Annotated in this window: 13 protein-coding genes; 6 read left to right on the forward strand and 7 right to left on the reverse strand. The window is 71.3% G+C overall.

All coding sequences use genetic code 11. The features are described 5' to 3' along the window. Window positions 1-43: 43 nt before the first annotated feature. From folK to ACZ32T_RS16780, 5 genes are all read right to left on the reverse strand, one after another. The gene (gene folK / locus ACZ32T_RS16760; protein ID WP_467269746.1) at window positions 44-655 is read right to left on the reverse strand and encodes a 2-amino-4-hydroxy-6-hydroxymethyldihydropteridine diphosphokinase; all 612 of its coding nucleotides are present in this window, start codon (window positions 653-655) and stop codon (window positions 44-46) included. Beyond that, entirely contained in the window at window positions 652-1011 is a 360-nt protein-coding gene (gene folB, locus ACZ32T_RS16765; RefSeq protein ID WP_356713804.1) for a dihydroneopterin aldolase, read from the reverse strand. Before folB ends, folK begins: the two co-directional genes overlap by 4 nt. Window positions 1012-1204: 193 nt before the next feature. Beyond that, window positions 1205-1687: a nuclear transport factor 2 family protein gene (locus ACZ32T_RS16770; RefSeq protein ID WP_467367540.1), complete on the reverse strand. Its 483-nt coding sequence runs from the start codon at window positions 1685-1687 to the stop codon at window positions 1205-1207. After that, window positions 1684-2544 (reverse strand): dihydropteroate synthase, encoded by an 861-nt coding sequence (gene folP, locus ACZ32T_RS16775; protein ID WP_467269751.1) that lies wholly within the window; start codon window positions 2542-2544, stop codon window positions 1684-1686. The genes ACZ32T_RS16770 and folP overlap by 4 nt, the downstream gene beginning before the upstream one ends. A 188-nt stretch (window positions 2545-2732) precedes the next feature. Further along, entirely contained in the window at window positions 2733-3908 is a 1176-nt protein-coding gene (locus ACZ32T_RS16780; protein WP_467367542.1) for an ABC transporter ATP-binding protein, read from the reverse strand. 141 nt (window positions 3909-4049) lie between these two features. Between ACZ32T_RS16780 and ACZ32T_RS16785 the strand changes: the two genes are divergently transcribed. The 4 genes from ACZ32T_RS16785 (at window position 4050) to ACZ32T_RS16800 (ending at window position 7621) form a co-directional block, all read left to right on the forward strand. Then, on the forward strand, window positions 4050-4769 hold the full coding sequence (locus ACZ32T_RS16785; protein ID WP_467269755.1) for an ABC transporter permease: 720 nt from the start codon (window positions 4050-4052) through the stop codon (window positions 4767-4769). Between the two features lie 3 nt (window positions 4770-4772). Next, a complete protein-coding gene (locus ACZ32T_RS16790) occupies window positions 4773-5447 on the forward strand; it encodes an ABC transporter permease (protein ID WP_356713799.1) in 675 nt (224 codons plus the stop codon). Between the two features lie 53 nt (window positions 5448-5500). Continuing rightward, window positions 5501-6475 carry an ABC transporter substrate-binding protein gene (locus ACZ32T_RS16795; RefSeq protein WP_467269759.1) on the forward strand — a complete coding sequence of 325 codons (975 nt, stop codon included), beginning with the start codon at window positions 5501-5503 and terminating at the stop codon, window positions 6473-6475. Between the two features lie 126 nt (window positions 6476-6601). Further along, complete coding sequence (locus tag ACZ32T_RS16800; protein ID WP_467367545.1) at window positions 6602-7621, forward strand: hypothetical protein; 1020 nt, start codon at window positions 6602-6604, stop codon at window positions 7619-7621. 39 nt (window positions 7622-7660) lie between these two features. Here the strand turns inward: ACZ32T_RS16800 and ACZ32T_RS16805 are convergent, their stop codons facing one another. Together ACZ32T_RS16805 and ACZ32T_RS16810 are read right to left on the reverse strand one after the other, a co-directional pair. After that, window positions 7661-8803 carry an NADH-quinone oxidoreductase subunit D gene (locus ACZ32T_RS16805; protein WP_467269762.1) on the reverse strand — a complete coding sequence of 381 codons (1143 nt, stop codon included), beginning with the start codon at window positions 8801-8803 and terminating at the stop codon, window positions 7661-7663. 37 nt (window positions 8804-8840) lie between these two features. Then, entirely contained in the window at window positions 8841-9839 is a 999-nt protein-coding gene (locus ACZ32T_RS16810) for an SAM-dependent methyltransferase (RefSeq protein ID WP_467269764.1), read from the reverse strand. A 96-nt stretch (window positions 9840-9935) separates the two neighbouring features. On the opposite strand from ACZ32T_RS16810, the gene ACZ32T_RS16815 reads away from it, so the two are divergent. Continuing rightward, entirely contained in the window at window positions 9936-11144 is a 1209-nt protein-coding gene (locus tag ACZ32T_RS16815; RefSeq protein WP_467269766.1) for a sensor histidine kinase, read from the forward strand. A 19-nt stretch (window positions 11145-11163) separates the two neighbouring features. Beyond that, window positions 11164-11838: a response regulator gene (locus tag ACZ32T_RS16820; protein WP_467269768.1), complete on the forward strand. Its 675-nt coding sequence runs from the start codon at window positions 11164-11166 to the stop codon at window positions 11836-11838. The last annotated feature ends 42 nt before the right edge of the window (window positions 11839-11880 follow it).

The raw sequence follows: 11880 nt of genomic DNA on the forward strand, positions 1-11880 counted from the left end.
ACCGTGTCGGTCGACCGTGAATGGTCGTCCTTGAGCCTAACGACTACTCGGGGAGACGGAGTTCCAGGTCGGGCCGGGGAAGCACACCCTCGCGGCCGACACCGGCCAGCAGGTCGGCGACGGGGCCGGCGCCGGGGAGCTGGGCCCCCGGGTCCACGTCGTGCCACGGGGCGAGCACGAAGGCGCGCTCACGGGCGCGCGGGTGCGGGAGGGTCAGCAGGGGGTCGTCGGAGACCACCTCGGCGTACGAGACGATGTCGACGTCGATGGTGCGCGGTCCCCAGCGCTCCTCGCGAACGCGGTCGAAGGCCTCCTCGATGGCCTGGCCGCGCTCCAGGAGCGAGGACGGGGGCAGAGTCGTCTTCACGACGATCACCGCGTTGAAGTACGAGGGCTGGGAACCGGGCTCGACGCCCCAGGGCTCCGTCTCGTAGACCGGGGAGACCGCTTTGACCCGGAGGCCGGGGGTGTCCTCGAGGGCGTCGATGGCGCCCTGGAGCGTCTCCAGCCGGTTGCCGAGGTTGGAGCCGAGGGAGATCACGGCCCGTTTGGGGTTGGACAGGGTGACGTCAGCCGCGTCGACCTGCTCGACGACTGCGGCGGGAACCGGCTGTACGGTCGGGTCGCTCTGCCCCTCGGTGGAAAATGCAGTCATGCTCGGCTCCGGGTGATGGTGATGGTCACGTCGTCGAACGGGACGGTGATCGGGGCATCCGGCTTGTGGACGACGACCTCGACCTCCTCGACCCCTTCGTGCTTGAGGCACTGCTGCGCGATGCGTTCCGCGAGGGTCTCGATCAGATCGACTGGCTCACCTTTGACGACATCGACGACTTCTTCCGCCACCACGCCGTAGTGCACGGTCTTCGACAGGTCGTCGGCGGCTGCCGCGGGGCGGGTGTCGAGGCCGAGCACCAGGTCCACGATGAAGGTCTGGCCTTCTGCCCGCTCCCGGGGGAAGACACCGTGGTGCCCACGGGCCTTGAGGCCGCGCAGCGCGACACGATCCACGCGAATCACTCCTGCTGTTCGTCGTCTCTGGAGGCACCTGGCCGCGTGCGGGCGGTGCGGTGCCGTCTTTCGAATCTACCCGCGAGCACCGACAGGGCCTGCCCGCGGGGGCACGGACCGGCCCGGCAGGGGGTTGGTAGCCGCGTATACCCCGTGACCGGGGGCCTCAATCCCCGCGATCCGCTCCGCCCGCTCAGGCAGGAGGTTCTTCATCCTCTTCCTCACCGGTTTCGGCCAGTACGGGGGAGCCGTGATGGGACCAGAGCTTCCAGCCGTCCGGTGTGCGCCGGAACACATTGGTGGCGACGACGAGCTGGCCGACGAGCGGGCCGAGCGAGTTTCCCTCCTCCGCCGGGCCACCGCTGAGGATGTTCTCGGTGCAGGTCACCAGGGCGGTGTCGCCGGTCATCGCGACCCCGACATCGGTGAGGAAGAACTGGATGTACTCCGTGTTCGCCATGATCAGCGCATAGCTCCGCAGCACCTCGCCGCGGCCCGTGAGCACCGGCCAGCCCGGATGGACGCAGGACACCGTGAGGTCCTCGCCGGGCAGCCACAGCCCGGAGAGTTCGTCGAGGTCACCGCGTTCCATCGCCTCGTAGAACGCCGTGTTGGCCTGCTCGACCGCCGCGATGGCGGCGGCCGCCTCCTCGTGCTCGTCGCGCGGGGCGCTCACGCGGCTCCCTCGACGGCGCGGGCGACCCGCACCGCGTCAGCCGTCGGCCGCACCGCGTGAACCCGGACCGCCCAGGCGCCCGCGGCCGCGGAGAGCGCGGAGACCGCGGCCGTCGCGGCGTCCCGTTCACGGGCGGGCGGCGGGGCCGCGCCCTCGCCGGCCAGGACATGGCCGAGGAACCGCTTGCGTGAAGCGGCCACGAGCAGGGGCCTGCCCAGATCGCGGAGCCGGTCGAGGTGCGCGACCAGCGCCAGGTCCTGGGCGGCGTTCTTGGCGAACCCCAGCCCGGGGTCGATCACCAGCTTCTCGGGGGCCACCCCGCCCTCGACCACGGCCTCCATACGCTCCCGGAGCTCCGCGACGACTTCGCCGACGACGTCCCCGTAGACCGCGCGGCTGTTCATCGACTCGCTGAAGCCGCGCCAGTGCATGACGACGAACGGCACTCCGGCGTCGGCGACCACCGGGATCATGCCCGGGTCGGCGAGGCCGCCGCTCACGTCGTTGACCAGGAGCGCGCCGGCCGCGACGGACTGCTCGGCGACGGCGGCCCGCATGGTGTCCACGGAGACGGTGACCCCCTCGGAGGCCAGTCCGCGGACCACGGGGATCACCCGGCGCAGTTCCTCGGCCTCGTCCACCCTGCTGGCGCCGGGGCGGGTCGACTCGCCGCCGACGTCGATCAGATCCGCCCCTTCGGCCACCAGTTCGAGGCCGTGCTTGATCGCCGCCGTGGTGTCGAACCAGTGGCCCCCGTCGGAGAAGGAGTCGGGCGTCACATTGACGACCCCCATGACCGCACAGCGGTCCCACTCCGGGAGACCCCGCACCGTGCCCCGCCCTCGCAACGTACTCATGCGCCCAGCCTAGGCCGTGTCCGCGCGGTCCCGCCCGGCCCGTGGCGCCCGGAACGCCCACCGGCGGACGCCACCGCGGCTGCCGGCCGCGTCCGGTACGGGGCCGCCACGAGCTCACCGGCCGGGTGTCCGCGCCACGGATCCGCCCGCACCGCGTTCAGCCGGACGGACGGCGGGCGAAGGGCCGCTCAGGGGGAGCCGACGCCCGCCACGGTCTCCACGGCGACCTCGGCGCGTGGCACGTCCTGTGCGTCCGCGTCGATCGAGCGGCGCAGGGCCTCATGGAGGCGGGCGGGGGTGAGCACGCCCAGGAAGCGACCGGTGGACTCCTTGTCGATGACGGCGATCCAGCCCGCGTCGTGCTGCAGCATCGTCGCGAAGGCCTGCTTGAGCGGCGCGCCGAGCGGGAGCCAGGCCTCCATGCGCCGGGCGTGTTCCCGGACCGTCCCGTCGGCCGCCGCGCCGTCGCCCGCCGGGATCCAGCCGTGCAGATTGTCCTGACCGTCGAGGACGACCGCCCAGCGCGCGCCCTGGGTCCGCAGCCGCTCGGTCGCCTTCGCCAGCGGGTCGTCGAGATGGACGACCGGCGGCTGGTCCAGGTCGCTCTCCTCGATGGGCGTGACCGAGAGCCGCTTCAGACCGCGGTCCGCCCCGACGAAATCGGCCACGTACGGCGTCGCCGGAGCGCCGAGCACCGTGGCCGGGGTGTCGAACTGCTCGATGCGGCCGTCCCCGTACACCGCGATCCTGTCGCCGAGGCGGACGGCTTCCTCGATGTCATGGGTGACGAACAGCACGGTCTTGCGGACCTGCGCCTGCAGTTTCAGGAATTCGTTCTGCAGCCTTTCCCGTACGACCGGATCGACCGCGCCGAAAGGCTCATCCATCAGCAGAACGGGGGGATCGGCCGCCAGGGCCCTTGCCACGCCGACCCGTTGGCGCTGACCGCCGGAAAGCTGCTCGGGATAGCGGCCGCCATGAACGGAGGGGTCCAGTCCGACGAGATCCAGCAGTTCAGCCGCGCGTCGCCTGCCCTTTTCCCGCCCCCAGCCGAGGAGATGGGGAACGGTCGCGGTGTTCTCCAGGACCGTCTTGTGCGGGAACAGCCCGACCTGCTGGATCACATAGCCGATACGCCGGCGGAGCCGGACGGGGTCGACGGCCGATATGTCGTCCCCGTCGAGGAATATCCGGCCCTCGGTCGGTTCGGTCAGGCGGTTCACCATTTTCATGGTGGTCGTCTTGCCGCAGCCGGAAGGTCCGACGAGCGTGACCAGTTCACCCTCGGCGACCTCGAAGGAAAGGTCGTCGACGGCGGTGGTGCCGTCCTCGTACCGCTTGGTGACGTGCTCGAAACGGATCATGATTCCCCATTGTGACGCGGGTTCTGTGAAGGCCATGTTGCCGGAATACGACAGCCTCGGCGATTGTCGGTGGTCGGGGATAGGGTCACCCAGGACCGGACCCGGGGCGGCATCGCGAGGGCAAACAGGAGGTGGGGGCGGATGGCCGAGCAGAACTGCCTGGTGGCGAACGACTGGATCTGCGGAGAGTATCTGCGCTCCCGCAGCCATGAGTTGACCGAAGCGACCGTCCAGCACATCTGGATCACCGCGGCTTCCGTGCTGATAGGGCTCGCGGTGGCATTCCCGCTCGCACTGCTCGCGCGCCGCGGCCGGCGTTTCGCGGCCCCGGTGCTGGGCCTGACGACCGTGCTCTACACCGTGCCGTCGCTGGCGATGTTCTCGCTGCTGCTGCCGCTCTTCGGCCTGTCGGCGGCGCTCGTCGTCACCGGCCTGGTGCTCTACTCGCTGACCATCCTCGTACGCAACATCCTGGCGGGGCTCGAAGCGGTCCCGCAGGAGGCCAGGGAAGCCGCGGAGGGCATGGGGTACGGGCCGGTCCGGCTCCTCTGGGAGGTCGAACTCCCCCTCGCGCTGCCCGCGCTGATGGCCGGCCTGCGGATCGCCACGGTCTCGACGGTCGCGCTGACGACGGTCGGCTCGCTCGTAGGCAAGGGCGGTCTCGGCAATCTCATCGAGGACGCCCTGCCGAGCTTCTTCAAGGCACAGGTGCTCACCGCGTCCGTGCTCTGCGTGCTGCTCGCGGTGGCCGCGGATCTCCTGCTGCTGGGCGTGCAGCGCCTGCTCACGCCCTGGACCCGGATACGGACGCCCGCCGGGGCATCCGCCGGGGCGGGCATCGCGAAGACGGAGGCGGTCTGATCCATGGGAGTCGTCGGGGAGGCGTGGACCTGGCTGACCACGGGAGCCAACTGGTCGGGGGACGGCGGGGCGGGGCACCGGCTGGCCGAGCATCTGTACGTCAGCGGGATCGCCCTCGCGGTGGCCTGCCTCATCGCCCTGCCCGTCGCCCTGTATCTCGGGCACGTGGGCAAGGGCGGCGGTCTCGCGGTCAACATCTCCAACGTGGGGCGTGCGGTCCCGGTGTTCGCGGTGCTGGCCCTCTTCATGATGACGCCACTGCGTAACTCCGGCTATCTGCCCACGGTCGTCGCCCTGGTGCTGTTCGCCGTGCCCCCGCTGCTGACCAACGCCTACGTCGGGATGACGGAGGTGGACCGGTCGGTGGTGGAGGCCGCGCGGGGCATGGGGATGTCCGGCCCCCAGCTCTTCCTGCGGGTCGAACTCCCGCTCGCGTACCCGATGATCATGACCGGCCTCCGGTCCGCCGCCGTCCAGGTGGTGGCCACCGCGTCGATCGCGGCGATGGTCGGTCTGGGCGGCCTGGGCCGGATCATCACCGCCGGGTTCAACACCTATGACACCGCCCAGGTCTTCGCAGGCGCCGTGCTGGTCGCCCTCCTGGCCCTGGTGGTGGAGGGCGTCCTGGTGGCGCTGGACCGGCTGCTGTCACCCCTGCGCCGCCGCCGGACCGTATGAGCGCGCTGACTTTTCGGACTGTGCACACCATTTTTTTTCGGACGGAGAACACCATGAACAGGACCTCGCGCATAGCGGGTGCGGTCATCGGAGCGGTCGCGCTGGCAGGGTCGCTCGCCGCCTGCGGCGGCGACAGCCTGGAGAAGGAGAAGAGCGGCTCGGACACGGGCGCGGGCGCCGCTTCCGGTAAGGGGTCGCTCGTCGTGGGCGCGGCCGGCTTCACCGAGTCCAAGGTGCTCGCCGAGCTGTACGCCCAGGTCCTGGGCAGCGCCGGGTACGACACATCGGTCACCACGGTGAAGAACCGCGAACTCTACGAGCCCTCGCTGGAGAAGGGCGAGATAGACGTCGTACCGGAATACGCGGCGACCCTCGCGGAATTCCTCAACGCCAAGGTCAACGGAGCGAAGGAGGCGGAGGCGAAGCCGGTCGCCTCGGGTGACGTGGCGGCCACGGTCACGGCTCTGGAGAAGCTCGCCACCCCGCTCGGACTGAAGGTCCTGCCGGCGGGGAAGGCGGTCGACCAGAACGCCTTCGCGGTGTCCAGGGAATTCGCCGAGAAGAACAGTCTCGAGACGCTTTCCGATCTCGGCCGCTCGAAGATCAAGGTGAAGATCGCGGCGGGCGACGAGTGCGAGGTGCGCCCGTTCTGCGCGCCCGGACTGAAGAAGACGTACGGCATCGACGTCACCGGGATCGACCCCAAGGGCGTCGGCACACCGCAGTCCAAGCAGGCCGTCAAGGACGGCAAGGACCAGTTGGTCCTCACGACCACCACGGACGCGGTGCTCGACGGGCTCGTGTTCCTGGAGGACGACAAGAAGCTGCAGAACGCGGACAACGTCCTTCCGGTTCTCAATGCCAAGGACGCCGGCGCGCCGGAGATCGCGGAAGCGCTCGGGAAGCTCACCGACGTACTCACCACGCAGGACCTCGCGGAACTCAACCGCAAGGTCGACGCGGAGCGCGCCAAGCCCGCCGACGCGGCCGGGGACTATCTCCGCTCGAAGGGTCTGATCAAGAAGTGAAAAGGCGCGCGTGAGGGCCACTTGGGAGTCCCGCCCGGCCCGGGCCGGAGGCCCTTAGGTAACCGGCGGGGAACAGATTGCCGGGCGGCCTCCCAAGTGACTCGTACGCACGGTAAATTTCGGGCCATGCCACGAGGACGCCACCGCCATTCGCCGCCCCTCCACAGAATCCTGCCTCCCGCCGTGGTGGCCGGAGTGCCGGTCGTCTGTGCCGCCGGTGCCTGGCTCCTCGGGGAACCCCTGCCGCTGCGCGTCCTGGTGGCCGTGACGGCGGCAGTGGCGGTCACCGGTGCCTGGCTGATGCGCAGCTGGGACAGGGCCGCGGGTCTGCGTGTCGCGGAGCTGAACCGTGCCCGGGCGAGTGACGAGTGGAAGACCGAGGAGCGCATAGCCGAACTCGAGGCGGACCTCGAGGAGTCGAGGGAACTGCGCACCCGGCTGGAGACCAGGCTGCGCCGCAAGCGCGTGGAGCTCGCCGGCCTGCGGGGTGAACACGCCGCGCTGCTGCGCCGGTACGCCAACGCCGAGACGGAGCGCGCCAGCGCCCTGGAGGGCCGCAGGCAGCTCGCCATCGAGGCCTCCGCACCGCGCGAGCTGCTGCCCGCCCGTTCCACACCGACTCCGGGCGCCTATCTGCGGGCCGCCCAGGCCCTCCAGGACCTGGGCCGCAACGCGGCGCTCCAAGAGGCGCGCCGCACGGCCGGGCAGCGTGACACCACCGGGCGTCCGGTGGAACAGGACCCGGAGGGCGAGGGCCCCGAGGGGAAGCACGAGGCGGTCGCCGGAGCGGGTGGCCTCCAGCACCGCCGTCCGCAGGCCGCCCTGTCCGCACCGCAGCTGTCCCCCGCGGCTGTGCGTCCGCCCCGCGCCGTACCCGCGGCATCCGCCGTCGTCCCGTACGCCGCCGCGCGCCGCCACCTCGTCCCGCGGGGGAGCTTCGACTTCTTCGGCACGCAGAAGGCGAGCGCCGCGATCGAGTCCGTGCAGAACGAGGACCTCGCGGACGTGGTGGGCGAGGAGGCTCTGGCGGCACACCGCACGGGCGCGGCCGAGAACCGGGCCGTCGGCAAGGTCATCGACCTGACGGCGCACGACGAGACGGAGCAGCTGGACGTCGTCGAGCTGCGCAGCGCCGTCTCCTCGTAACGGGAAGGACGCGCCACGCGGGAGCCCGCGCGGCCGGGGCTACTTGTCGATGTCCCCGACGACGAAGAAGAGCGAGCCCAGGATCGCGACCATGTCGGCGACCAGCGTCCCCGGCAGCAGCTCGGTGAGCGCCTGGATGTTGTTGAACGAGGCGGACCGCAGCTTCAGCCGGTACGGCGTCTTCTCACCCGTGGACACCAGGTAGTAGCCGTTGATCCCCAGCGGATTCTCGGTCCACGCGTAGGTGTGGCCCTCCGGCGCCTTCAGCACCTTGGGCAGCCGCTGGTTGATGGGACCGGGCGGCAGTTCGGCCATCCGGTCCAGACACGCGTCGGCGAGGTCCAGAGCGTTGTGCGTCTGCTCCAGGAGGCACTCGAAACGGGCCAGGCAGTCGCCCTCGGTCCGGGTGACGACCTCGAGCGTGTCCCGGAGCTCCCCGTAGGCGAGGTAGGGCTCGTCGCGCCGCAGGTCGAAGTCGACCCCCGAGGCCCTGGCGATCGGCCCGGACACCCCGTACGCGTGCACGGCCTCGGAGGACAGCACGCCCACCCCGCGGGTGCGGCCACGGAAGATCTCGTTGCCGAGCACCAGCCGGTCGTACACGTCCATCCGCGAACGCACGGACGCCACCGCGTCCCTGGCCCGGCCGAGCCAGCCCGCGGGCAGGTCCTCCTTGAGGCCGCCGACCCGGTTGAACATGTAGTGCATCCGTCCGCCGGACACCTCCTCCATCGCGGCCTGGAGCTCCTCGCGCTCCCGGAACGCGTGGAACATCGGGGTGATCCCGCCGAGTTCGAGGGGGTAGGAGCCGAGGAACATCAGGTGGTTGAGCACCCGGTTCAGCTCGGCGAGCAGCGTCCTCGTCCAGACGGCGCGCTCAGGGACCTCCATGCCGAGCATCCGCTCGACGGCCATGACGACCCCGAGCTCGTTGGAGAACGCCGACAGCCAGTCGTGGCGGTTGGCGAGCATGATGATCTGCCGGTAGTCCCTGGCCTCGAAGAGCTTCTCGGCGCCCCGGTGCATATAACCGATGACGGGCTCGGCCTGCTGGATCCGCTCGCCGTCCAGGACGAGCCGCAGCCGGAGCACACCATGGGTGGAGGGGTGCTGCGGGCCGATGTTCAGCACCATGTCGGTGCTCTCCGCCGCGCCGCCGATGCCGATCGTCGTCTCCGTCATGCGGGACAGTATCCCTCTTCACGACGCGGAGGCCTTTTCACGGTCCGGCGCCCTCTTCCCGGTCCGGGACCCGGTTCCGCAGCCAGCCGAAGTCGCCCAGCCCGCCCCGCGCCGTCAGCTCCGCCGCCTCCCCGGCCGAGGCGAGCGCCCGGACGTAACCGACGGGATCGGCCGACGCCCGTGCCAGCGGCGGGCGTTCGCCGCTGATGCCCAGTTCCCGCAGCGCCGTCCGCTGGTCGAGGAGCTCGGCCACGCCGTCCGCCGCCGTCGCGCAGGCGTCCAGGGCCACATGCGAGGTGAGGTCGCAGCTCCCGTCGGGCACGGGTGGCACCTCGCGGCCTCCGCGGAACCCGGTCAGCGTCCCGAACGGCGGCCTCGACGCCCGTACATGCGCGTAGTCGACCGCCACCGCCGTCCCGCCGGCCAGGGACGCGACGGCGCCGGCCCAGGCCTCGTCACGCGGCCTCCCGATCTCGGCACGGTCGCCGGGACGGGACAGCGGCCACCAGCGGCTCAGCCACCGGGCGTCCGCACCGGTCACCGGATCGCCGAGCCGCTCGGCGCCGTCGGCACTCCGGACGAGGACGTAGCGGGGCACCCCGTCGGCGTCGGCCTCGGCGATGTCCACCGGGACGTTGTCCAGCCATTCGTTGGCGAACAGCAGGCCTCGCACGCCCCGCGGGGGCCGGGAGCACCACTCGATGCCCGGGTGGAGGCCCGGCGGGCGCGGGGCGAGCTCCACGGCGTACGCCCGTACGGTCAGGCCCGGGGCCAGGGTCCCGTCCCGCAGCGCCGCCAGCACCCCGGTCACCAGCTCGCCGCGGCCCGCTCCCACATCCACGAGGTCCACCGAGTCCGTCCCCAGCTCCCGTGCCGTGCCGGCCAGCAGCCGGGCGACGGCGGTGGCGAACAGGGGGGACGCGTGCACCGAGGTACGGAAATGACCCGCGGGGCCCTCCGGGCGCCGGTAGAAGCCCTCTTCCCCGTACAAAGCGGTCTCGGCGGCTTCCCGCCAGCGGCACCAGTCATACGTCACATAGGCAAGTCTCCACCTTGGGGAGTACGGTCCCAGGATCCGGATCGGCCCTCCGGCTGACCCGGGCACCGATCAGCTGTCCCTACGCTGGGTAATGTGCAGCGCTTCTACGATTTCATCCGCAGACACCCGACGGGCGTCGACACCCTCTGGGCTGTCCTCCTCCTCGGGTTCTCCGGCGTGTCCATCGTGGCCGGCCAGGTCGGGAGCGGTCCGGAGCGCGTCGCCGCGGTGCCGATCGCGGTCGGGCTGTGCGTCGTGGTCGCGCTGCGCCGCCGCGCGCCGGAGAAGATGCTGCTGCTCGCGATCGTGATGGGGCTCGCCCAGCTGCTGTTCGGGGTGCGGCCGGACGTGGCGGACTTCGCCCTGCTGGTGATCACGTACACCGTGGCCACCGTCGGGGAGCGCCGGGCGTCCTGGCTCGCCCTCGGGTGCAGCCTCGGCGCGGCGGGGATCTCCCGGCTGCGCTGGCCCGACGACGCACCGTACGGCGGCTGGGCTCAGTCGCTCGGCTACGTCGTGATGATGACCGTGCCCTTCGTCCTGGCCTGGGTGCTCGGCGATTCCATACGCACCCGGCGGGCCTACTTCAGCCAGCTGGAGGAGCGGGCCGCCCGGCTGGAGCGCGAGCGCGAGGCGCAGTCGAAGGTCGCCGTCGCCGCCGAACGGGCCCGTATCGCCCGCGAACTGCACGACGTCGTCGCGCACAACGTCTCGGTGATGGTGGTCCAGGCCGACGGCGCCGCGTATGTCATGGACTCGTCCCCCGACCAGGCCCGGCAGGCACTGGAGACCATCTCCGGCACCGGACGCCAGGCGCTCGCCGAGATGCGGCGGCTGCTCGGAGTGCTCAGGACCGGCGATTCCCCCGAGAGCGGGGAGTACGTCCCGCAGCCCGACGTCGAGCAGATCGAGGAGCTCGTCGGCAAGGTCAGGGAGACCGGCCTCGCGGTGGACTTCAGGATCGAGGGCACTCCTCGTCCGCTGCCGAGCGGGGTCGAGCTGACCGCGTACCGCATCGTCCAGGAGGCGCTGACCAACACCCGTAAGCACGGGGGCCCCGACGCCGGGGCGAGCGTGCGGCTGGTCTACTTCGACGACGGGCTCGGGCTGCTGGTCGAGGACGACGGCCGCGGCGCCCCGCACGAGCTCTACGAGGACGGCGGCGCGGACGGAGCGGGACAGGGAATGATCGGCATGCGGGAGCGGGTCGGCATGGTCGGCGGCACGCTGGACGCGGGCCCGCGACAGGGCGGCGGCTTCCGGATCAGCGCGCTGCTTCCGCTCAAGCCGGCCAACCAGTGACAGAAGGACGGGACACCTCATGGCCATCCGCGTAATGCTCGTCGACGACCAGGTGCTGCTGCGCACCGGCTTCCGGATGGTGCTCGCCGCCCAGCCGGACATGGAGGTCGTCGCGGAGGCGGGCGACGGGGCCGAGGCGATCGAGGTCCTGCGGTCCACGGCCGTCGACGTGGTGCTGATGGACGTACGCATGCCTCGGCTGGACGGCGTCGAGGCGACCCGGCGCATCTGCGCGGGAACCGAACCGCCGAAGGTGCTGATCCTGACCACCTTCGACCTGGACGAGTACGCCTTCTCCGGTCTGAAGGCGGGCGCCAGCGGCTTCATGCTGAAGGACGTGCCGCCCGGTGAGCTGCTCTCCGCCATCCGCGCGGTGCACAGCGGCGACGCCGTGGTGGCCCCGTCGACGACCCGCAGGCTGCTCGACCGGTTCTCGCCGATGCTGCCGAGCGGCAGGAAGGAGCCCCGGCACAAGCATGTCGAGAAGCTGACCGAGCGCGAGCGAGAAGTGATGCTGCTCGTCGCGCAGGGGCTGTCGAACGGCGAGATCGCGGCCCGGCTGGTGCTGTCCGAGGCGACCGTGAAGACCCACGTGGGCCGCATCCTGACCAAACTCGGCCTGCGCGACCGGGTGCAGGTCGTCGTCCTCGCGTACGAGACGGGACTGGTGCGGGCCGGCGGCGGATCGGGCTGACCGCACCTCGGCGGGGCGGCCGGGCAGGTGAACCGGCCGGAG

This window comes from Streptomyces sp. NPDC023573, from assembly GCF_055559735.1.